The sequence below is a fragment of the Parcubacteria group bacterium genome (genome assembly GCA_016186325.1).
In the GTDB taxonomy this organism is placed as follows: Bacteria; Patescibacteriota; Minisyncoccia; order UBA10092; family UBA10092; genus JACPHB01.
Window position 1 is genome coordinate 38252 of the sequence record JACPLW010000010.1, and the last position, 21791, is coordinate 60042.

Sequence of the window (21791 nt, forward strand, 5' to 3'; positions counted from 1 at the left end):
GCGGTTTTTGTGATATAAAGAACGCATCATATAGAGGATTATGGGTAAACATTATTTAAATATCGGACAGGCTTCTGAAATAACCGATTCAAAAGATCGGCGTTTTTACCGTTTTTTGGAAATTCTTCCCGGCCTACTTTCTTGGAGCACTATTTTTTTAGTCATTTTTCTTTCTTGGGCCGAGCCTTTTCTTGTCGCCATTTTCATAATTTTTTTTGACGTTTATTGGCTTTTAAAGACAATTTTCCTTTCTCTTCACATGAGAGTCGCTTTTAACAAGATGAAAGAAAACTTAAAGAGAAATTGGCAAAATGAATTGGAAACCGTTCCGGTAGGTTCCGAGGTTCTATCGGGAACGAGTTGGCGCAATATTTATCACCTTGTGATTTTGCCGATGTATAAAGAACCGCTGGAAGTAGTGCGCGCCAGTTTTTTAAGCTTGGCAAAAATTAATTATCCGCTTAGCAAAGTTATTGTTGTTTTGGCGATTGAAGAGCGCGGCGGCGAACCGGCTTTAACGGTAGCGCGTGAAATTGAAAAAGAATTTGGAGGCGCGTTTTTTAAATTTTTGGTATCCGTTCATCCTAAAGATATTACCGGCGAAGTTGCGGGAAAAGGGTCTAACGATTTCTGGGCTATTAGGGCGGTTAAAAATAAAATTATTGACACACTTAACATTTCTTACGAAAGAATTATTGTTTCTGTTTTTGACGCCGACACTATCACTCATCCCGAATTTTTTGGCCGCCTTGCTTATGCGTATTTGTCTTGTAAAAAGCCGCTTCGCTCCTCGTTTCAGCCGATTCCGCTTTTTATAAACAATATTTGGCAGGCGCCGGCTTTCTCAAGAATTTTTGCTTTTTCAACGACTTTTTGGCAGATGATTCAGCAATCACGGCCGGAACGGCTTATAACTTTTTCTTCCCAGTCAATAGGTTTTAAGCCTCTTAGCGAGATCGGTTTTTGGCAAACCAACGTGGTGAGCGAGGACTCAAGAATTTTCTGGCAATGTTTGTTAAATTTTGACGGCGATTGGCAAACGGTGCCGTTGTTTTTTCCGGTTTATATGGATGCCAATATCGGAAATACTTTTTGGCAAACCATAAAAAACCAATATAAACAAATTCAACGCTGGGCTTACGGCGTTGAAAATAAACCCTATTTTCTATTTGGTTTTTCTAAAAATAAAAAAATTGAAAGAAAGAAAAAATGGCTTCTTAGTTTTATCATGGTTGAAAGCGCCCATTCTCTTGCTACCAATTCTTTGATTATTTTCATGCTCGGATGGCTGCCGACGGTAATTGGAGGCGGTCGTTTTTCACAAACGCTTCTTTCTTATAATCTTCCTTATATCACTCGCCTTATAATGACTTTAGCAATGGTCGGTTTAGTTTTTACTGCCATTATAGCCACAAATCTTCTTCCGCCAAAACCGCCGCATTACGGTCGGTTCAAGTGGTTTTTGATGATTGCCCAATGGTTTCTTTTTCCGATAAACATGATTGTTTTCGGTTCCATACCCGCTCTTGACGCCCAAACGCGATTAATGTTTGGAAAATATTTAGGTTTCTGGAGCACGCCAAAATCGATAAACTAGAATTTTCTACTCCAAGTGGATTCTGTTTTTAAATTCCGAAAGTCGCGACGCAAGAAGCGGATATTTTTTTAGCGCCGGGTCGTTGTTTAAAAGCGTTTTTGCCGCTTCCCGTGTTTCTTCTATAAGTTTTAAATCCGTCAATGATGACATTGCCAGATCCGGCAAACCAGATTGGCGGACGCCAGAAAAATCGCCCGGACCACGAATTTCCAAGTCTTTTTCGGCAAGTTCAAAACCGCTTTTGGCCGATTCAAGGGCCTTTAAACGCGCGCCGGTTTTACCGGAAGTCGAGTCGGTTAGAAGAAAACAATAGGATTGATGTTTGTCCCGGCCGACCCGGCCCCTGAATTGATAAAGAGAGGCCAGACCGAACCTGTCGGCGCCCTCAATCATCATTACGGTGGCATTTGGAACATCAATGCCCACTTCGACAACCGAAGTGGCCACGAGAATATCTAAATCTTTATTTAAAAAATCAAGCATTATTTTTTCTTTTTCCTTAGCTTTCAATCGGCCATGAATAAGCCCGATTTTGAATTCAGAAAATATTTCTTTTTTCAATCTTTCGTATTCTTTGATCGCTGCCCTAACCTCTATTCCTTCGGGAGATCTTTTTGACAGCTTTTCCGATTCTTCTATAAGAGGACAAATTATAAATCCCTGGTGCCCTTTCTTTATTTCGGATTTGATAATTTCATAAGTTTCCGCTCGTTGTGAGGGCGTGACGATCTTAGTAATAATATTTTTTCGCCCCTTCGGCATTTCTTTTATTAAAGACAAATCCAAATCGCCCCAAATGGTAAGGCCTAAGGTTCTAGGGATTGGCGTTGCCGTCATGGAAAGCAGGTGCGGCACCGGTATTTCACGGCGCGTCAGCGCGGCGCGCTGGTTAACTCCAAAGCGATGCTGTTCATCTATAATGACTAACGCCAGATTTTTAAATTTTACATTTTTTTGGATTAACGAATGAGTACCGATTATTATGGGAATTTCGCCACCCGCCACTTTTTTTATAAATTCTTTTTTGGTAATTTCTCCGTTTGAAATTTTGGCTTCGTTTGAAGTTAAAAGACCTGATTCAATTTTAAATTGCTTTAAAAGCGGAGATATTTTTTCAAAATGTTGGCGACTTAGAATCTCGGTCGGTGCCATAATGGCAGTTTGATAGTTGTTTAAGGCGACTAGATAGGCCGATATTGTTGCGACAACGGTTTTGCCGCTTCCAACGTCGCCCTCCAGTAGCCGGTTCATTGGCGACGGCATTGCTATATCCTGTATTATTTGCCAAGCGGATTTTTTTTGGTCGCCGGTCAATTTATAAGGAAGAGAATCGACAAATTCTTTAGTTAATTTTTCATCAAATTTTATTTTTGGCGCAGTTTGTTTTTGCAGTTTTGACCTTTCGAGTCCCATAAAAAGCTGTAAGACGAAAAGCTCTTCAAATGCAAATCTTCTTTTTGCCAATTCGGCTTTTTCAATCGTCTGCGGAAAATGGATTTGAGAAAAGGCGTAGCTTAAATCGGGAAGGCGATAGGCTTTTTTTATTTCACCGGGAATAACATCTGGGATTTGGCCGGCAAATTTAAGAAGCGGCTTTATGCCTAGTCTTAACCAGCGGGAAGTGATGCCGTAGGTCTCGGGGTAAACAGGAACCAATCGTCCGGTATGAAGAGTTTCTTCTTTGTTGTATGAATTTTCGCCGTGGCTCGTGATTTCATAGGCCGGATTGGAAAAACAAAGATGATTTTTATTTAAAACCACTTTGCCGGAAAGATTAAGCGTGTATCCTGGTTTTAGTTGGTTTATTAAATACGGTTGATTAAACCAGACTGACTTAATGGCACCGCTTTCGTTTTCAACGACGGCTTCCGTAATGATTATGTTTCTTCGAAAAATCCTGATATTTTTAGCGCTTAAAATTACCCCGTGTATTGTCGCTTTGGTATTGGGTTTGATATTGGATATGGAAACAAAATCAGAAAAATCTTCATAGCGATAAGGGAAGTGATATAAAAAATCGCTAGCCTTTTTTATATTAAGTTTGGCGAATTTTTTAGCCGCAGCCGGCCCGAAGTATTTAATGTTTTGAATCGGGACATCAAGAATTGATGGCATATGTCCCCTCGGTAGGAATCGAACCTACATTGCAAGATCCGCAATCTTGCGTCCTGTCCATTGAACGACGAGGGGAGGATAATAAATAATAACTGCTCAATAAGCAGCTATATTTTACCACATTTTTTAAATTTTCGCTACTAAAAAAGCTTTTTTCTCAACAAGTCAATAAACGATTCATTTTCCTCGGTTTCTTCCAGATATCTGTTGAGAATTTTTCTTATGTACGTTTCATCGTTATTATAAAAGGGGATGATAAGAAGCGGCGTCAAATGTTTTTTAAAGTGAAAGGCAATTTCCCTTTCGTGAGTAGAGCTCTCTTCTTGGGAACTAAAGTCTTGTCCAGTTTGTTGCTCAAGTCTAGCAGGAAAAATCCAGAAGGATTCAAAATTTTCATATGGATAAAACTTACTGTCGATGTGAAGTCCTTGACTATCCAAACGGAAATCAATCAGCTCGCGCTTTTTATTTTTAATGGCGTATATAATAAAAGCCGCTAAAGCGATGATGATAATAAGAAGATAGTTTTTTAGGATAATCGAAAAAACAACGAGCGCCAAAGCCAGAATTCCTAAAGCCCAAAACCACTCTGAAGCTTTTGGCATATGGTCGGGTTCTTCAATCTGCCAGTTTATCCCGCCAAAGGCGGGGTCTACTTCTTCCGATGTGTTTTCATCGCGTATTTTTAGTTTTATTGTTTCATCTGGTGCGGGTATCATTTTAATGAATAAATATAGTTCATAGTTGCGAAGGTCACCTTCGCAACCTACTGGCGGACTTTGTCACGCCGTAGGTTCGCTTCGGCGAACCGAAGGCGGAAGCGGGAGGATTCGAACCTCCGATACTCTTTCGAGTATACCGCATTTCGAGTGCGGCCCATTCAACCACTCTGGCACGCTTCCTTAATAATACTAATGTTATTATTTTAAACCTAATTTTGCCAAATTAAAATCCCGATAGCAATTCGGGATTTGTTCCTTGTTTCTAATTAGAAGAATCTTTCGTTATAGATTTTGATGCATTCCACAGAACAACAGGGATGATAATCTCGGCGAAGTTCGTCGCTGTTAACTTGACGGTCGCAAATCTTGCAATGATAATGGGGGAGCTTGTAATCACAATCTTCTTCATCACATTTCATCGGGACTAGGCCTCTGTCAAAATCTTGACTAAGTGCCGGACCGGCATCTTCATTAAGATTGCGACTATCACTACCACATTCATCCATTATCCACTCCTTCGTGTGGTTGTTTTTTTTTAAAAGACCCAAAAGCACTAATTACAATTTTTTTATCATACTATATTTTCAGATGTCAAATTTTTGCGTAGCGTCTTGGAAATAGAAAGATGTGGCGGCGCACTCTTTTATTCTAAAAACAAAAGATTTAACAGTGCCATGCGAATATACAATCCATTTCGAGCTTGGCGAAAATATGCGGCGCGCTTATCGTCATCGACTTCTCGGCTAATTTCGTTGACTCTCGGCAATGGATGCATAATAACGGCTCGCTTGTTAAGTTTACTAAGCATTTTTTTATTCAAAACAAATGAATTTTTCACTCGTTCATAAAGCCTCGCCGATGAAAATCGTTCTTTCTGAATTCGCGTCATGTACAAGACATTGATTTTTGGAAGAATACTTTCCAAGTTATCAGATTCAGAAAACTTTATTTTTCGCGAATTCAAGAAAGATTTATATTTTTGGGGTAATCTCAACTCTCGTGGCGCGACTAAGAATATTTCAACATTATTACAAATCGAAAGAAGATAAATGAGCGAGTGAATTGTTCTGCCGTAGAGCAGATCGCCAACCATGCCAATTTTAAGATTATCAATACTGCCGAGTTCTTTTTTAATGGTGTATAAATCAAGAAGTGCTTGGGTGGGATGTTCGCCATCGCCATCTCCTGCATTGATAATAGGTACAGAAGAAACTTTTGCAGCTCGCTCGGCCGCTTCGGATTCGTGGTGGCGAAGGACAATCATGTCGGAATACCCAGCAATAATTCGCACGCTATCCTCCAGCGTTTCTCCTTTGATGGCCGAAGAAAAATGTTCCGCGCTCTCGGTAGAAATTACTTGACCGCCCAGCTTGAGCATAGCGGACTCGAAAGAAAACCGAGTGCGAGTACTCGGTTCGTAGAAAACACAAGAGAGGATTTTGTTCTGCAAGAGTTTCGGAGTTTTACCTTTGAGGTCTGCTTTTTCAAATTTATCTGCTCTTCTGAAAATATCTACGAGCACTCTTTTATTCAAAAATTGTTGCGTGCTTAAGATATGTCTAAAGCTCATATGATTAAAAAATTTTCTTCCTCGCTATAACTATAACACAATTTCCTAAATGGTGCAGTATTCTTGAATTAGTCCGAACCCTCTTTCGCTAAAGCTACAGATGGGCGCGGCGCATTTCGCCCGCCGAAGTTTTAACGAAAGCGGATGACAATTTTCCGCCTACGCTCTTCGAGCTACGGCGGACAAGCAAGTTTTTCTTTGGCGGCAAATTCTTTGTTCTTTGAATTATGAAAAAAAATGGCTCCGCGCGTTAGCTAGGAGCCATGTTGAGCGAGTTGTACTCGCTTGACTGCTGCGAAGTGACATTAAGAAGGTTTGTTCAACCATGCTCGGAAGCGGACTACAAACCATCCGCCTAGCATAACAATGGTGAGCAGATACAGAGCAACAGATCCGGTCGGTGGATCGTTGTATGCCCCGAAATACTTTCCGTTGATTACGGCGACAATTAAGCCGCCGACCCACAAAAACGAGCTTCTTTTCATTTGCCCACCCTCATTTAAAGGTACGGTTTGATTTCACTCTAGCACTACGCTGAAGGTTCAATCTAATATAGCATACCCACTATGAAAAGTCAAGGTTTGTGCGAAAATAATAAAATAGTCCTATTTAGACCATTTTCTTAAATCCTTATGAAAAATTTTTCTTCCCCCAAAATTAAAATATGGTTCCCTCCTTCGTCCTTCGACTTGCTCAGGACTACGGACGGGCAAGCGAGCCGATGTCTTGGTGCACCCGGAAGGATTCGAACCTTCGACCTTCTCCTTAAGAGGGAGCAGCTCTACCACTGAGCTACGGGTGCGTAATTTAACTTTTGCGTTCTCGGAGGGATTCGAACCTCCAATAATCCCGCCAAGGCGGGATCGTGATACTCGCCCGCCCAAACTTTTGCGCGCCCTGAGGGATTCGAACCCCCGACCCCTTGTTCCGAAGACAAGTGCTCTAATCCGCTGAGCTAAGGGCGCAAAAGTTTGGGCGGGTCAATTTCACCACGAGGACAAAAACCTGTTGCCGCAGGTGACCGTTCTGTCCAACTCCGACGCTTCTAGGTCGGAGCTCCGACTTTTTACTTAGAACGTCGGAGTTGAGCTACGGGCGCATTAAAATAGATTTATAAAATAACACAAAATTGCTTAAAAGTAAATATCCACACTCACCAATGAGTGTGGATATAAATTATCTCTTCCAAAGTCTTAACAAGCTTTTTCCGGTCATTTCCGGAGGTTGTTTTAATTCCATTAACTCTAAGATCGTCGGCGTCACATCGGCCAAAATGCCATCTACCCCAATTTTTCCAAGCTCAACCTCTTCCGGTGTTTTTTCCCGGTTAAAATCATTGGCGATAAGGTAAAAAGGCACTGGGCTGTCAGTGTGTTCCGTATGCGGCTGGCCAGTTAAAAGGTCAATCATCTCGTCGGCATTGCCATGGTCGGAAGTAATTATAAGTACGGCGTTGGTTTTCAGCGATTCAGCCATCAGTTGGCCCATCTCTTTGTCTAAAATCTCAATAGCGGAAACCGCGGCCTTAAAACTTCCGGTATGGGCAATCATATCGGCATTGGCGTAATTGACAACGATAAAATCATATTTTTTTGAATTTATGGATTCAATAATTTTTTCCGTAATTTCTTCGGCCGCCATTGCCTGGTTTTCTTCAAAATTACTGTCGCGCATTGTCGGAATAATTATTCTGTCTTCCTTTGGGAAAGGATTTTCAATCCCGCCATTAAAAAAATAAGTTATATGCGCGTATTTTTCTGTTTCCGCGATATGAATTTGGGCTTTACCGGCATCGGAAATCATTTTTGCCAAAGAATTTTCAATTTTTAGCGGTTCAAACAAAACATGGATAGGGAGGCTTTCTTCATAGCGGGTCATTGTGGCAAAATAGAGGTTATTTATTTTATCTCTTACAAACTTATTGAAATTTTCTTCTACAAAAGCGCGAGTTAATTGCCGGGCGCTGTCTTCTCTAAAATCTAAATAGATAACGGCATCGCCGTCTTTAATCAATCCATCATTTTCTGAAGAAGGCCCGGCGATTACTTTCGGTTCAATAAATTCATCGGTCAGGCCCTTATCGTAATCCGATTGAAGAGCGCTTTTTGTATCGCTGTAAATCTCGCCCGAGGCTTCGGTTAAGAGGCGATACGCTTTTTCGGTTTTGTCCCAGCTGTTGTCTCTATCCATCGCAAAGTGGCGGCCGATTAAATTCACGATTTTTGCAAAAGGATATTCCTGCGCTATTTTGTTTTGCACTTTTTCATAAAAATTCAGCGCTTCTTTGGGTGGCGAATCGCGGCCGTCGGTAAATGCGTGGATAAAGACTTTTTCTAAGTTTTCCTTTTTGGCGAATTCTAAAAGAGCGTAAAGATGATCGATGTAGCTATGAACATTGCCGCTGCCGATAAGGCCCATGATATGGAAAGCCGAATTGTTTTTTCTGATATGTTCAACCGCGCCAAGAAGCGCCGGATTTGCGTAAAAAGAGCCGTCGCGAATGGCGAAAATAATGCGCGGCAGATACTGGTAGACAATTCTTCCGGAACCAAGATTCAAGTGGCCGACTTCGGAATTACCTTCTTCGCCCCACGGCTGGCCAACGGCGATTCCCGATGCCTGAAGATTAGTCACCCTAAAATTTTTTTCAATAAAATCAAAGTTTGGTTTACGGGCTTTAAAAATAGCGTTAGCCGCGTTTTCCGGCCCCCGCCCGTATCCGTCTAAAATTACTAAAATAACCGGTTTGTACATATGAACATATAATACAATTTTTAATTAATAATTTCTAATTTTTGTATGATTAAATTATTCTTATCTGTTATATTATCTTAATTCTTTATCCGCATTCATGTCCTCGAGGCATCTTGTGCGGATAAAACTTTTAGTATATTATTTAGTATAATATTTTATTTATGATTTTAATATGATCTTAAAAGGGAAATCATTGACTAGGGAAATATTATTTGTGGTTGCCGTTAGTCCAATTTTGCTTTCTGCCCTATTTGCTCCCAACGCAGTTCAGCTTTTAAAGCCGTTGATTAAATGGCGTAAAAATTGGGATAAGATTGATTATAAACGAATCCATGAAGCAGTACGGAGACTAAACAATAAAAGATTAGTAAGATTAACGGAAAAAGGCGATAAGTTATTTATAGAAATTACCGACAGCGGTAAACGATTAGTTAAAAACTTTGATTATGATAATTTAGAACTGCCCAAACTAAAAGAATGGGACAAAAAATGGCGGTTGGTGGTCTTTGACATTCCCAATAAAAAGAAAAAAGAAAGGCGCGCTTTTTCCAGAAAATTAAAAGATATTGGTTTTTATCCTCTGCAGGAAAGCGTATTTATTTATCCTTATGATTGCCGCGATGAAATGGATTTTATTTGCGAATTTTTATCAATCGGCCGTTATATAAATTATTGTATTGTTGAATCTTTAGATAAAAGAGAAGGAGATCTGCGCCGAATCTTTGATTTAGAGCTTTCTTAAAGTACTGGGCGCAAAAAGTATTTTGAAAAGTTGTTTATCCGCATATGTGTCCTCGAGGTCAGATATGCGGATAACTTAAAGATGATTTAAATTTAAAAACGTTTTTTAATATATAAACTTGCTAAATTCTAATTGGCGGGATATTCTGAATTTAGAATGAACGGCAGAGAGGAGAAATTGTCATGAAAAGATTACCGCGCACACAATTTGGAAATCCCATACTAAGAAAAAGGGCCAAAACAGTTTCTCCAAAGCTGTTCGGTAGTCGTTCTTTGAAACAGCTTATTAAAGAAATGTTTTTTACCATGCGGCACGTAGGTGGAGTTGGTCTTGCGGCTCCACAGATTGGGAAACCTCTTCAACTCGCAGTCATTGAGATCAAGAAAACACCGATACGACCAGAAGTTGTACCTTTAGCACCAACTGTGATTATCAATCCGGAGATCCTTACAGTTTCAAAAGAAAAAATCAACGACTGGGAAGGTTGTTTAAGCTTACCGAATGTCCGCGGCCTAGTACCTAGACATAAAGGAGTAACCATAAAATACTTTGATCAATCCGGCGAAAGACGCATTGTGAAACTTCATGGATTTCAAGCGAGAGTTTTCCAACACGAAATTGATCATCTTGATGGCACGGTATACGTAGACAGGATGCAAGACATGCAAAGCCTTATGACCTCCGGAGAATTCAAGAGGCGCATTCTTAGTAAGGGGCTTAAGAGCAAGTAAAATAAATTATTATAGCGTTGTTACTTTTCCTCTGTTATGGGAGAATCGACAGCGCTTTTATTTTTAAACACCTTTCTTTTTTAATCATTGACAAAATGTTTGGATACGGTTAAATTATGGAGGTTATGCCGACTATTCATCAACTAATAAAAAAACCGAGGCGACCGAAGAAAAGCAAGACCAAATCTCCGGCTTTGCAGTATTATTTTAATTCCATAAAAAATCGGCCGGTATTTTCATCTTCTCCTTTTAAACGCGGCGTTTGCGTTAAGGTTTTTACTACAACTCCAAAAAAACCAAACTCGGCTTTGCGGAAAGTGGCCAGAGTCCGCCTAACCAACGGCAAAGAAGTAACGGCCTATATCGGCGGCGAGGGCCACAGTCTGCAGGAACACTCGGTGGTTGTTATTCGAGGAGGCCGCGTTAAGGATCTCCCCGGCGTTCGGTATCACATTGTGCGAGGCATTTTGGATTTTGCCGGAGTAGAAGGAAGAAAGCAGGAGCGAAGCAAATACGGGGTGAAAAAACCAAAATGAGGCGAAAAACAAAAATAAAAAGATATATTATTCCCGATGAGCGATATAATAACCCGGTTGTTTCCAAACTGGTGAATTATGTTATGCGGAACGGTAAAAAATCGGTTGCTCAAAAAGTTGTCTATACTTCGTTTGACATAATAAAAGAAAAAACAAAAGCCAATCCGATTGAAATTTTTGACAGAGCGATGAGAAACATTACGCCCTCAATTGAGGTAAAATCGCGCCGGGTAGGCGGCGCCAATTATCAAGTGCCCCAGCCGGTACGCAATGAAAGAAAAGTTCAACTGGCTTTTAGGTGGCTTCTTCTTGCCGCAAAATCAAAAAAGGGAAAACCTATGGCCGAAAAACTGGCCGAAGAATTAATGCTTGCTTCAAACAACGAAGGATCGGCAATAAGAAAGAAGCTGGATACCCATAGGATGGCTGAAGCAAACAGGGCATTCGCGCATTTTTCATGGTAGAAAAAAAAATATTTCCAATAGAAAAAGTCCGCAATATCGGTATTATTGCTCATATTGACGCCGGAAAAACCACCGTTTCCGAGCGTATTTTGTTTTACACCGGCATTTCTCACAAAATCGGCGAGGTTCATGAAGGGGCGGCTGTTATGGATTGGATGGAACAGGAAAGAGAACGGGGCATTACTATTACGGCAGCGGCCACAACGACTTTTTGGACCCCGACTCTTTTATTGAAAGAACCCACCTCCGCCGAAGCTGCGGCGGGCAAGGAAAACGAACACCGCATTAACATTATTGATACTCCCGGGCACATTGATTTTACCGTTGAAGTTCAGCGTTCACTTAGGGTTTTGGATGGCGCCGTTGTAGTGTTTGACGGCGTTGCCGGCGTTGAACCGCAGTCAGAAACCGTTTGGCGCCAAGCCGATAAATACGGCGTGCCAAGAATTTGCCTTATAAATAAATTGGACCGGACGGGCGCGTCTTTTGAAAAAAGTTTGGCATCAATTCACGAGCGTCTGACATTGAATGCCGTTCCGGTAAATTTGCCGAACGGACTTGAAGAAAAATTTGAGGGCGTCATTGATCTTATTGAAGAGAAGGCCGTTCGTTTTTTGGGCGAACATGGCGAAAAAGTTGAGTATTTTGATATTCCGGAGAGTCTTAAAAAACAAGCGGTTGAAGCCAGAAAAAGCTTGATAGAAAAAACCGTCGAAACCGACGACGAATTGATGGCAAAATATTTGGAAGGACAGGCGATTTCTAAAGACGAAATTAGAAAAGCAATAAGAAAGGCGGTCATTGGGAATAAAATTATTCCGGTTTTTTGCGGCTCGGCCTTAAAAAATAAAGGCATTCAGCTTGTGCTTGACGGCGTTGTAGAGTATTTGCCCAGTCCAGCAGATCTTCCCCCCACTAAAGGCATTGAACCAAAAACCGGCGCTGAAATTTTACGCGAACCGAAAAATGATGAACCGTTTACGGCGCTGGCTTTTAAAATTGCAAGCGATCCTTACGTCGGCTCGCTTACTTATTTTCGCGTTTACTCGGGGAAGCTTTCAAAAGGTTCTTATGTTTTAAACTCATCCAAGGATTACAAAGAGCGAGTCAGCCGGATTTTGCTGATGCATGCTAACGATCGGGAGGAAGTTGAGGAAATAAAAGCCGGTGAAATCGGCGCCATTGTCGGATTAAAAAACACCACCACAGGCGATACGCTTTGCGACGAAGAACATCCGATTATTTTGGAAAAAATTGTTTTCCCGGAACCGGTCATTTCCCAAAAGATAGAACCAAAAACTAAAGCCGACCAGGAAAGAATGGGTCTGGCTATGAAACGTTTGTCTGAAGAAGATCCGACTTTCAGGATTAAGTCAGATTCCGAAACCGGTGAAACCATAATTTCGGGCATGGGTGAACTTCATCTGGAAATTATTGTTGATCGGATGAAAAGAGAATTTAAAGTTGAGGCCAACATTGGTCGGCCGCAAGTTGCTTACAAAGAGACAGTCAGAAAAGCGGCCGAAGCTGAAGGTAAATATATTCGGCAATCGGGCGGCCGCGGCCAATACGGCCATGTTTGGTTGAGAGTTGAGCCTGCCGACCGGGGGAGCGGTTTTGAATTTATTGATGAAATCAAAGGCGGCGTTATTCCGCAGGAATTCATTCCGGCGGTTGAAAAAGGCATACGCGAAGCCATGGAAAAGGGCGTTAAAGGCGGATTTCCGATGGTTGACATGAAGGCGGCTCTTTATGACGGTTCTTATCACGATGTTGACTCTTCTGAAGCAGCTTTTAAAATTGCCGCCTCAATTGCTTTTCAGGAAGCCGCAAGACGCGCTACTGTAGTATTTCTTGAGCCGATTATGAAAGTTGAAGTGGTAACTCCGGAACAGTTTTTTGGCGATGTCACCGGCGACCTAAATTCCAAGCGTGGTAAAATTGAACAAATGTCGGAAAGAGCAATGCTAAAAGTAATTGATGCCAAGGTGCCGCTTTCTGAAATGTTCGGCTACGCCACCAAGCTTCGCTCAATGAGCCAAGGTCGCGCGAGTTATACTATGGAGTTTGATCACTATGAAGAAGTTCCAAATAATGTCGCGGAATTGATTGTTGCGGGTAAAAAGTAGTTAATAACAAACATGTACGAAACAATAAAAAAATTTTTAGAAGAAGGAGGGAAATGTCTTTTGATTGAAGACGGAAAGCCGATTGGCGTTGTTTTGACGATGGAAGAATACGAAAAACTTCAACCTTCGCCGAAAAAAGATGAGGTTGCGGCCTCGACCGAAACGGCGGTGAATATGGATGAACTTGATTTTGCGTCGCCCGATGATATTACGCTTGAAGATTTAGGGTTAGATGAAATATCGGAATAAAGATTAAGTCGGGCTATTTTTTACTTTTGCAAAAATTTTTTGCTTTTGGTATATTTACAACGTGTCCACTAAAACATTAGAAAGAGTAAAAGCGGAAATCAAAAGAGAGCTCATGCAAGAGTTTGTTTTACCAATTCTACGAGAGGTTAAAGATGCCGAAGGGGAATACAAAGAAGCCTTTATAAGGCAAGTGTTGAAGATGGCGAAAGAAAAGCCCAGTTATGTCTACGACCCTAAGACTTTTTTAGGCCAAATTAAGAAATAATAATTTAGATGCATCGGCTTATTTTCGGCAAGGCATTTCTTGATTCTTCCAAAAAGTTAGATGAAATCATTAAGCCCAAGCTAAAATCTAGTTTGGATTTTTTTATCACTAAACCCATTTCACTCATCTTTACACACTAAGCCGCTTACCGGAAAACTTTCCGGTTTTTATTCTTTCAGATTAAGCAGAGATTATAGGGTTATTTTTAAAATTATTTCTTCTGAAGAAATTTACTTAATAAGAGTTGGCCATCGTAGGGATATTTATAGATAGAATTTTATTTTTGTAAAATATAGTTTATAACTATGTGTGAACATTACCGCGGTCTATTGACTAATTTTGGTTTTTAGTGCTATAATTTAGCAGGCTTAAAAACCATAAAATCACAAAGATCAAAGGAGGAGCGAAAATATGGGAAGAATCCCTGTAGAGCTCAAAGATCAACGTGATAAACTTATAACTAAAGTTTTAGCAGAAAGAAATGGTCATAATCTTTCGGAAATAGCCAGAAAGCTTTCTGGCCACCCTCTTTTTTCTGGATCAAAAAACTATAAGGTTATTTACCAATATATTCTGCGTTTAGCATATCAGAACGAGGCTACTGGCGAGGGCCAAAGGTCGTCGCTAAAGTCAACTCCCAACACGCCTAGCCAATCGCGTTTTGAACAAGTGGTCAACCGTGTTTCTTTACATCTTCCGGTTGGAACTGCAGATCAAATTGCACGACTTCTTAGAGTGCTTCGCGCTGAATTTTCCTTGTTGGAGCAAGAAGCACTTAAAGCAAAACAACTTGAATTGGAAGTGTGTAATCTTAAGAGTCATCGCTGTATGGATGTTGACACGACGCTCCGTGAAGAAAATGAGCGTCTCAAAGAAAGAATTGCATTTCTTGAACGTCGGGTAGAGGCGCTCTCGCGTCTGACAACCCCGAAGATCGATAATGATAAACACCTAGCAATTGCGGGTAGGTAATAATAGATCCGCAAATTAATCCAGGAGAGCCGCATAATTGCGGCTCTTTAATATACTTATAACAATAGAGTTATCTTGATAACACGGAAAAATACAGAGCTTTTTATAAAATAAACAGTTGACAGATTTGGCTGTATTGACTAAAATGGGATTTGCGTGTTAAAAATATAAAGCTAATGTATGGCGACCCCAGTTCTAATTTTACTGGAATAGCTTAAAAAATTTTATTATTAGTAATCTAAATTTATCCTCCTTCGCATAAAGCTACGGAGGACAAGTAAAAATATGGCAGAAAAATTTGAACGAACAAAGCCCCATCTTAATGTCGGAACCATCGGCCACGTTGACCATGGCAAAACCACTTTAACGGCGGCTATTACCAAGATTCTTCATATGAAGGGCTTGGCGAAAAAAGCGGAGTCGGTTGACGATATTGATAAAGCGCCCGAGGAAAAAGCGCGCGGCATTACGATTCAGTTGCATCACTCCGAGTATGAATCAGAAAAGCGCCACTATGCGCACATCGACGCTCCAGGCCATGCCGATTACATCAAAAACATGATTACCGGCGCGGCGCAGATGGATGGCGCCATTCTCGTTGTTGCCGCGACCGACGGTCCGATGCCCCAAACAAGAGAACATATTCTTTTGGCGCGCCAGGTTGGCGTTCCGTCTTTGGTGGTTTTCTTGAACAAGGTTGATATGGTTTCCGATCCGGAACTGGTAGATTTGGTTGAAGCTGAAATTCGCGAACTTTTAACTAAATACGGATTTCCCGGCGATAAAGTGCCGGTAATCCGCGGTTCGGCTCTTAAGGCGCTTGAAGCTAAATCTCCTGATGACGAAGCGGCTAAACCAATTCTTGAGTTAGTTCAAGCGCTTGATGATTTTATTCCCGAGCCGGTTCGCGAAATCGAAAAACCGTTTCTTATGCCGATTGAAGACATCTTTTCAATTGAAGGCCGCGGTACGGTTGTGACCGGCCGGATTGAAAGGGGCATGGTTAAACTTAACGATGAAGTTGATATAATCGGCTTAAGACCGAATCAAAAAACAATCATTACCGGTATTGAAATGTTTAATAAGTCGCTTGACGAAGGCCGCGCGGGCGATAATGCCGGCATTCTTATCCGTGGTCTTAAGAAAGAAGACGTTGAACGCGGCCAGGTTTTAGCCAAACCAGGTTCGGTAACACCGCACACAGAGTTTGACGCGGAAGTTTATATTCTTACTAAAGAAGAGGGCGGCCGGCATACTCCATTTTTTACGAACTACAAGCCGCAGTTTTATATCAGAACTACCGATGTTACCGGCGAAGTTGTTTTGGCTCCCGGAGTAGAGATGGTTATGCCCGGCGATACCGTAAAATTCTCCGTTAAATTAATTGCTCCCGTGGCTCTGGAAGAACAGCAACGATTCGCTATTAGAGAGGGCGGTAAAACAGTCGGCGCCGGTGTTGTGACGAAAGTCAATAAATAATTATTTCCGGTTAGTTCTCTGTTCTTAGTTCTTAAAAACAAATTAAATGGCTAAAGAAAAAGAAGAAATAAAACAAAGAATAAGAATCAGAATCAAGGCCTACGATAACAAAATTATTGATTCTTCGGCAAAACAAATTGTAGAAACGGCTCAGCGCCAAGGCGCTCGGGTTTTGGGGCCGATTCCCTTGCCAACAGAAACAAAAAAATATACCGTAAATTCTTCCACTTTTGTCCATAAGAACAGCCGCGATCAATACGAGATGAGGGTTCATAAAAGACTGATAGATATTTTCAGTCCTACCGCAAAAACTATTGACGCTTTGACCAGCCTTAATCTTCCGGCCGGAGTTGATATAGAAATAAAAATGTAAGGGCTTTCTCAAAAAACTCCGAGCCCGATGAGGGTTCGGAGTTTTTTGTCAGAAAACCTTATCCCGCCATGGCGGGATTAAAAAATTTTATGAAGTTTATATTAGGAAAAAAAATCGGGATGACTCAAGTTTATAAGGGAAACAACATTGTCCCCGTAACTTTAATAGAAAGCGGGTCTAATTTTGTTACTCAAGTCAGGACAAGAGATAAAGATGGTTATTCAGCTGTTCAATTGGGTTTTGGTGGAGCAAAAAAAACCAATAAACCAAGATTAGGCCATCTTAAAAATCTTCCCCAGTTAAAACATTTGAAAGAATTTAGAGTTGATTCCACCGAACTTAAAACAGGTGATGAAATAGATGTCTCTAATTTAAATGCCGGAGAGAAAGTAACGGTAGTAGCAATTTCAAAAGGCAAGGGATTTCAGGGTGTTGTTAAAAGGCATGGATTTCATGGCGGGCCAAAAAGCCACGGTCAAAAAGACCGCCATCGCGCTCCCGGCTCTATTGGCGCATCGTGGCCCCAGCATGTCATAAAGGGAATGAGAATGGCGGGCCGGACGGGCGGCGATAAAATAACCGTTAAAAATGTGGAAATTGTTGAAATTGATAAAGAAAATAATATTATTGCTCTTAAGGGGGCGGTGCCGGGAAGGCGGGGGACTTTAGTTATGATAAAAAGTTAACCCGCTCTGAAAATAAATATTAGTTCTCTAAACAAAAATTAAAAATGAACAGCCCCCGCGTTGCGCGGGGGCCGACTCCGCACGATTGCGGGGTCTTAAGAAAGAACGGTTGGTTGTCTAGTAGCTGGGAGGTGTGGCGATCCACCGATCGAAACAGACGGTGCCGGTGGATCGCTGTTCGCACACCTGGGCTACGTAGCCCATACTTGGTGTCGAGCGGTGGTAGCCGCCGTAACTGTAGCCGCCACCGTTTCCGCTCAACGAGATGTTGAAGTTGAGCTGGGAGAGACTGATGGCTCGCTTGGGAGCCGGCGCCGGCGCGAAGGGTGCCTGGATCTCTTCCGGCCTGGGGGCCGGCGGAGAAAACATCGGCGGCAGGGTTGCCGCCGGCGCCGCAGGCCGCGGCGCGCAGAAGTAGTCGTCGGCCTTTGAGCACATCGTTGCCGGCGGCTGAACCGGCGTCGGGACGACCGCGGAAGGAGCCGGCGCACAGCAGCAGCACGTCGCTGCCGTGGTAGGCGCAGGTGCCGTGGGGACGACTGCCGGCGCCGGCGCAGCTGGCGCAGGCGCTGTCGGCGACACCTTCTTCGGAGCGGCGGCGGGCACCTTCTTCGCGGCCGGCTTGGCCGCGGGCTGAACCGCCTTCGAAGGCGGCGGCAGAACCACTCGCACGGCCTCGTGCCGCACGATGGCCGGGCCGTAGCCCGACAAGTTGAGCGCGATTAGAAGGCCGAGCGCGCCGAGCGCCATGAACAGAAAGTTCAGAACCCATCGCTTTGTCATCGTCATCCCTCCTTAGGGATTTCGGATGTTACGGTTTAGAACGTTTTTTATTGACCACTTCGACTCAGCTCAGGGTCAATCCTGAGCTTGTTGAACGGATTGACAAACAACTTACTTTTGTACTAACATTGTATCATATTTTTTAAGTTATGTCAAGGGTTAAAGTCTATAATCAAGAAGGAAAAGAAATAGCCGAAATAAAGCTTAATGAAGCCATTTTTGGGTTGCATTGGAACGCCGACTTGGTTCACCAAGCGGTAAGAGTTGCAATGGCTAATAAAAGGCAGGTTGTGGCCTCAACTAAGGATAGGAGCGAAGTTAGGGGCGGCGGACGCAAGCCATGGAGGCAAAAAGGCACCGGTCGGGCTCGTCACGGTTCAACTCGTTCCCCTTTATGGAAGGGCGGTGGCATTACTTTCGGACCGACAATCGAAAGAAACTTCAAATTAAAAATTAACAAGAAAATGGCGCGTAAAGCGTTTTTAACAGCCCTTTCGGCCAAAGCAAGAGACAATGAGATTTTGATTTTTGATGATTTGAAAATTCTATCGTTAAAGACGAAAGAAATGGCAAAGATTATGGCTAATTTCCCGCAAATAAAAAAAGGACTTTTGGTCTTATTTGAGAAAAACGATATGCTTAAAAATGCCAGCCGCAATTTATTAAAACTTGAAGTCGTTAATATAGATAATCTTAATATTTTTAATGTTTTAAAGCATCGGCATCTTATTTTTACAAAGCCCGCCATTGAGTATTTAAATAAAAAATATGACGCTCCTAAATAAATTATTCAAAACTAAAGACAAGGTAAAACCCTCCGTCGCCTCGGCGCCTGTTTCAGCCGTTCAACTTCCTGCTAAGGTTGACCCCGCCCTTAAGCTTAAGGGCGGGGTTGATGTAAAATCTAAGATTCTATTGCCCCATACTACGGAGAAAGCTCTAAACGGACAGAAATTTAACCAATACGTTTTTAAAGTTTCAACTGCCGCCAATAAAATTATGATTGCTAATGAAGTTAAAAGAACCTATAACGCCAATGTTGCCGGAGTGAATATTATTAATGTCTTAAGAAAAGCCAGGCGAGTAGGAAAAACAGTCGGCTTTAAAAAGGGTTACAAAAAAGCTATTGTCACTTTAGCGAAAGGACAGACAATAGAACTAAAATAAAATGGGAATAAAAATTTACAAACCAACATCAGAAGGAAAGCGCGGCATGACCGGCGTTGATTTTTCCGTTTTAACGGAAACTGAACCGGAAAAAAGTTTAACTTTGGGGAAATCAAAAACTTCGGCTCGCAACAATCGCGGACGAATTACCGTGCGGCATCAGGGCGGCGGGCACAAAAAACTTTACCGTATGCTGGATTTTAAACAGGATAAGTATAATATTCCGGCTCGGGTTGCTTCAATTGAATACGACCCTTATCGTACGGCCTTTATCTCTCTTGTCATTTACAAAGACGGTGAAAAAAGGTATATTTTAGCGCCGCGGGATATTAATGTTAACGATACGATTATTACCTCGGAAAACGCTCCTCTTAAAATTGGCAATCGCTTAATGCTTAAAAATATTCCGGTCGGCATTTTTGTTCATAATGCAGAGCTTTTTCCCGGCAAAGGAGGCCAAATCGGCCGATCAGCCGGAAATGCAATTCAGGTAATGGCGCAGGAGGGCGATTATACTCACTTGCTTTTGCCTTCTACGGAAATAAGAAGAGTTCCTAACACCGGGTATGCCTCAATCGGCGCGCTTTCAAACAGCGAGTGGAACACAATCACAATTGGCAAGGCCGGCCGTTCCCGCTGGCTTGGCGTTAGGCCGACGGTAAGAGCTTCGGCGATGAATCCTCGCGACCATAAATACGGCGGAGGCGAAGGGCGTGCTTTAAGGGGCACGAAACGGCCAAAAACGAAATGGGGCAAGATTACCGGCGGAAGGAAAACCAGAAAGAAAAACAGGCAGTCAAATAAATTTATTGTAAGTAAAAGGAAAAGATAAATATGAGCAGATCAATTAAAAAAGGTCCCTGGATAGATCCTAAATTGCTCAAGAAAATGAGCAAAGTAAGATCCGGTGATAAGACGGTTATTAAAACATGGTCGCGAGATTCCGTAATTTCGCCAGAAATGCTCGGTTTTACTTTCGGCGTTCATAACGGCAAAGTCCACGTGCCGGTGACTATTATAGAGGAAATGGTTGGCCATCGCTTGGGCGAGTTTTCCTTAACCAGAAAATTTGTCAGACACGGCGGAAGGGTACAGCGGGAGCTTGAACAAAAAGAAGCGGCCGGCGCCGCCACGGGCGAGCCTCGCCCTGGAGAGCGGGAAGCGGTAAAAGCGTCCGCAACAGTTAAGTAACAAAATTCATGCAGTATAAATTTCATCTAAATAAACTAAGAATGGCGCCAAGAAAAACTAGATTGATTGCGAATCTTATTAAAAGAATGCCGGTAACGCAGGCGGAAGCGCAATTGCAGTTTCAAAAAAGAAGGGCGGCCCTGCCAATTTTAAAATTGCTTAAATCGGGCGTGGCTTCAGCCGTCCATAATTTTAATTTATCGCCGGAAAATTTGTATGTTTTAAACATTTTTGTTGATGAGGGGCCGATGCTTAAGAGATTTGGGCCAAGAGCATTCGGCAGAGCTGGCGCCATTCATAAGAAAACTAGTCGAATTACTCTGATTTTGGAAGAAAGAATTATGGCGGGCGCCAAAAAGAGAGCAAAGATTATTAAGGAAATCAAATCGGAAAAGGAGGCGGTAAAAGAAGTGTCGAAATCTCGACGCTTTGGAAAAGTTGGGGCTCCGACCCGCTCCGCCGAAGCTCCAGCGAGGCGAGCCGAAGCATCGGAGGAAATTAAGCCGACTCGGAAAACCGAAAGTTTTACTAGGAGAATATTTAGAAGAAAGGTAATCGGATAATATGGGAAACAAAATTCATCCATTAAATTTTAGGCTCGGAATAATCCAAAACTGGCAGTCAAGATGGTTAAATAAAAAATATCTTCGTTACTTTCTTGAAGAAGATCTTAGAATTCGCGAATCTTTATCAAAACAGTATAACCGATTGGGCCTGGGGATTGTAGAAATAGAAAGATCCGGCGACAACATCTCGGTAATTTTAAATACGGCTAAACCCGGTATTATTATCGGAAGAGGCGGAACCGGCCTGACAGATTTGAAGAAGAAGCTGGAAGCAATAGTAAAAAAACTACGCGATAAAAAACACTACGGCACGGGAAAATGGGATCTAAAGCTTTTGGTCAATGAAATAAAAAAACCGGAAAGCGAAGCAAAAGTTGTCGCGCAGAATATAGCCAATGATCTTGAAAGGCGGATGCCTTTCCGCCGGGTGATTAAAAGCGCCTTAGAAAAGATGATGGCGCAAAAAGACGTTATGGGAGCAAAAATTCTTTTAAATGGCCGGCTTGATGGAAATGAAATGGCGCGCCGTGAATGGCTGGCTAAAGGGAAGGTTCCTCTTCAAACATTAAGGGCAAACATTGACTATGCTTTTGACGAGGCTCTTACCGTTTACGGGAAAATCGGCGTTAAAGTCTGGGTTTACAAAGGCGAAGTGTTTTCCACCGAAAGCGGATCCGCCCGTGGCGGAGAAAGACACTAA

At 42.2% G+C, this 21791-nt stretch carries 25 protein-coding genes and 4 tRNA genes; 19 read left to right on the forward strand and 10 right to left on the reverse strand.

Annotation, left to right across the window (positions count from 1 at the left end):
• The first annotated feature begins 40 nt into the window (after window positions 1-40).
• Window positions 41-1597 carry a glycosyltransferase family 2 protein gene (locus HYW79_03090; protein MBI2635502.1) on the forward strand — a complete coding sequence of 519 codons (1557 nt, stop codon included), beginning with the start codon at window positions 41-43 and terminating at the stop codon, window positions 1595-1597.
• 6 nt (window positions 1598-1603) lie between these two features.
• On the opposite strand, the gene recG is transcribed toward HYW79_03090, so the two are convergent.
• The 9 genes from recG to HYW79_03135 all read right to left on the reverse strand — a co-directional run bounded on the left by recG (window position 1604) and on the right by HYW79_03135 (window position 8758).
• Window positions 1604-3712 carry an ATP-dependent DNA helicase RecG gene (recG, locus tag HYW79_03095; GenBank protein MBI2635503.1) on the reverse strand — a complete coding sequence of 703 codons (2109 nt, stop codon included), beginning with the start codon at window positions 3710-3712 and terminating at the stop codon, window positions 1604-1606.
• A 3-nt stretch (window positions 3713-3715) separates the two neighbouring features.
• Window positions 3716-3787: transfer RNA gene (locus HYW79_03100), tRNA-Arg, on the reverse strand.
• A gap of 65 nt (window positions 3788-3852) precedes the next feature.
• Window positions 3853-4431 (reverse strand): hypothetical protein, encoded by a 579-nt coding sequence (locus HYW79_03105; GenBank protein ID MBI2635504.1) that lies wholly within the window; start codon window positions 4429-4431, stop codon window positions 3853-3855.
• A gap of 96 nt (window positions 4432-4527) precedes the next feature.
• A tRNA-Ser gene (locus tag HYW79_03110) sits at window positions 4528-4614 on the reverse strand.
• Window positions 4615-4700: 86 nt separating this feature from the next.
• The gene (locus HYW79_03115; GenBank protein MBI2635505.1) at window positions 4701-4940 is read right to left on the reverse strand and encodes a hypothetical protein; all 240 of its coding nucleotides are present in this window, start codon (window positions 4938-4940) and stop codon (window positions 4701-4703) included.
• Between the two features lie 137 nt (window positions 4941-5077).
• Window positions 5078-6004 (reverse strand): aspartate carbamoyltransferase, encoded by a 927-nt coding sequence (gene pyrB, locus HYW79_03120; protein ID MBI2635506.1) that lies wholly within the window; start codon window positions 6002-6004, stop codon window positions 5078-5080.
• Between the two features lie 727 nt (window positions 6005-6731).
• Window positions 6732-6806 (reverse strand) — tRNA-Lys (locus HYW79_03125).
• Window positions 6807-6895: 89 nt separating this feature from the next.
• A tRNA-Arg gene (locus HYW79_03130) sits at window positions 6896-6969 on the reverse strand.
• Window positions 6970-7180: 211 nt separating this feature from the next.
• Entirely contained in the window at window positions 7181-8758 is a 1578-nt protein-coding gene (locus HYW79_03135; GenBank protein MBI2635507.1) for a 2,3-bisphosphoglycerate-independent phosphoglycerate mutase, read from the reverse strand.
• Window positions 8759-8930: 172 nt separating this feature from the next.
• Here HYW79_03135 and cas2 point away from each other — a divergent pair, with 172 nt between their 5' ends.
• From cas2 to rplC, 12 genes are all read left to right on the forward strand, one after another.
• Window positions 8931-9500, forward strand: a complete 570-nt coding sequence (gene cas2 / locus HYW79_03140; GenBank protein MBI2635508.1) for a CRISPR-associated endonuclease Cas2 — start codon at window positions 8931-8933, stop codon at window positions 9498-9500.
• A gap of 182 nt (window positions 9501-9682) precedes the next feature.
• Window positions 9683-10231 (forward strand): peptide deformylase, encoded by a 549-nt coding sequence (gene def / locus HYW79_03145; GenBank protein ID MBI2635509.1) that lies wholly within the window; start codon window positions 9683-9685, stop codon window positions 10229-10231.
• Between the two features lie 125 nt (window positions 10232-10356).
• Window positions 10357-10767, forward strand: coding sequence for a 30S ribosomal protein S12 (gene rpsL, locus HYW79_03150; protein MBI2635510.1), 411 nt, complete (start codon window positions 10357-10359; stop codon window positions 10765-10767).
• Window positions 10764-11231 carry a 30S ribosomal protein S7 gene (rpsG, locus tag HYW79_03155; protein ID MBI2635511.1) on the forward strand — a complete coding sequence of 156 codons (468 nt, stop codon included), beginning with the start codon at window positions 10764-10766 and terminating at the stop codon, window positions 11229-11231. Before rpsL ends, rpsG begins: the two co-directional genes overlap by 4 nt.
• Entirely contained in the window at window positions 11225-13360 is a 2136-nt protein-coding gene (gene fusA / locus HYW79_03160; protein ID MBI2635512.1) for an elongation factor G, read from the forward strand. Before rpsG ends, fusA begins: the two co-directional genes overlap by 7 nt.
• Before the next feature lie 12 nt (window positions 13361-13372).
• Window positions 13373-13609 carry a hypothetical protein gene (locus HYW79_03165; protein ID MBI2635513.1) on the forward strand — a complete coding sequence of 79 codons (237 nt, stop codon included), beginning with the start codon at window positions 13373-13375 and terminating at the stop codon, window positions 13607-13609.
• Window positions 13610-13670: 61 nt separating this feature from the next.
• Window positions 13671-13874 carry a hypothetical protein gene (locus tag HYW79_03170; GenBank protein MBI2635514.1) on the forward strand — a complete coding sequence of 68 codons (204 nt, stop codon included), beginning with the start codon at window positions 13671-13673 and terminating at the stop codon, window positions 13872-13874.
• Window positions 13875-13970: 96 nt separating this feature from the next.
• Window positions 13971-14147: a type II toxin-antitoxin system mRNA interferase toxin, RelE/StbE family gene (locus HYW79_03175; GenBank protein ID MBI2635515.1), complete on the forward strand. Its 177-nt coding sequence runs from the start codon at window positions 13971-13973 to the stop codon at window positions 14145-14147.
• A gap of 138 nt (window positions 14148-14285) precedes the next feature.
• A complete protein-coding gene (locus HYW79_03180) occupies window positions 14286-14846 on the forward strand; it encodes a hypothetical protein (protein MBI2635516.1) in 561 nt (186 codons plus the stop codon).
• Window positions 14847-15131: 285 nt separating this feature from the next.
• A complete protein-coding gene (gene tuf, locus HYW79_03185; protein ID MBI2635517.1) occupies window positions 15132-16325 on the forward strand; it encodes an elongation factor Tu in 1194 nt (397 codons plus the stop codon).
• Between the two features lie 46 nt (window positions 16326-16371).
• Window positions 16372-16698 (forward strand): 30S ribosomal protein S10, encoded by a 327-nt coding sequence (rpsJ, locus tag HYW79_03190; GenBank protein ID MBI2635518.1) that lies wholly within the window; start codon window positions 16372-16374, stop codon window positions 16696-16698.
• 89 nt (window positions 16699-16787) lie between these two features.
• Window positions 16788-17384 carry a 50S ribosomal protein L3 gene (rplC, locus tag HYW79_03195; GenBank protein MBI2635519.1) on the forward strand — a complete coding sequence of 199 codons (597 nt, stop codon included), beginning with the start codon at window positions 16788-16790 and terminating at the stop codon, window positions 17382-17384.
• Window positions 17385-17501: 117 nt separating this feature from the next.
• Here the strand turns inward: rplC and HYW79_03200 are convergent, their stop codons facing one another.
• Window positions 17502-18173 carry a hypothetical protein gene (locus HYW79_03200; protein ID MBI2635520.1) on the reverse strand — a complete coding sequence of 224 codons (672 nt, stop codon included), beginning with the start codon at window positions 18171-18173 and terminating at the stop codon, window positions 17502-17504.
• Window positions 18174-18316: 143 nt separating this feature from the next.
• On the opposite strand from HYW79_03200, the gene rplD reads away from it, so the two are divergent.
• From rplD to rpsC, 6 genes are read left to right on the forward strand one after another with little or no spacing between them, the layout of a single operon-like run.
• A complete protein-coding gene (rplD, locus tag HYW79_03205; protein MBI2635521.1) occupies window positions 18317-18952 on the forward strand; it encodes a 50S ribosomal protein L4 in 636 nt (211 codons plus the stop codon).
• The gene (locus HYW79_03210) at window positions 18936-19334 is read left to right on the forward strand and encodes a 50S ribosomal protein L23 (protein ID MBI2635522.1); all 399 of its coding nucleotides are present in this window, start codon (window positions 18936-18938) and stop codon (window positions 19332-19334) included. The genes rplD and HYW79_03210 overlap by 17 nt, the downstream gene beginning before the upstream one ends.
• Window position 19335: 1 nt before the next feature.
• Window positions 19336-20166: a 50S ribosomal protein L2 gene (gene rplB, locus HYW79_03215; GenBank protein MBI2635523.1), complete on the forward strand. Its 831-nt coding sequence runs from the start codon at window positions 19336-19338 to the stop codon at window positions 20164-20166.
• A gap of 2 nt (window positions 20167-20168) precedes the next feature.
• Window positions 20169-20525: a 30S ribosomal protein S19 gene (rpsS, locus tag HYW79_03220; GenBank protein ID MBI2635524.1), complete on the forward strand. Its 357-nt coding sequence runs from the start codon at window positions 20169-20171 to the stop codon at window positions 20523-20525.
• An 8-nt stretch (window positions 20526-20533) separates the two neighbouring features.
• Window positions 20534-21088, forward strand: coding sequence for a 50S ribosomal protein L22 (gene rplV, locus HYW79_03225; protein MBI2635525.1), 555 nt, complete (start codon window positions 20534-20536; stop codon window positions 21086-21088).
• A gap of 1 nt (window position 21089) precedes the next feature.
• Window positions 21090-21791, forward strand: coding sequence for a 30S ribosomal protein S3 (gene rpsC, locus HYW79_03230; GenBank protein ID MBI2635526.1), 702 nt, complete (start codon window positions 21090-21092; stop codon window positions 21789-21791).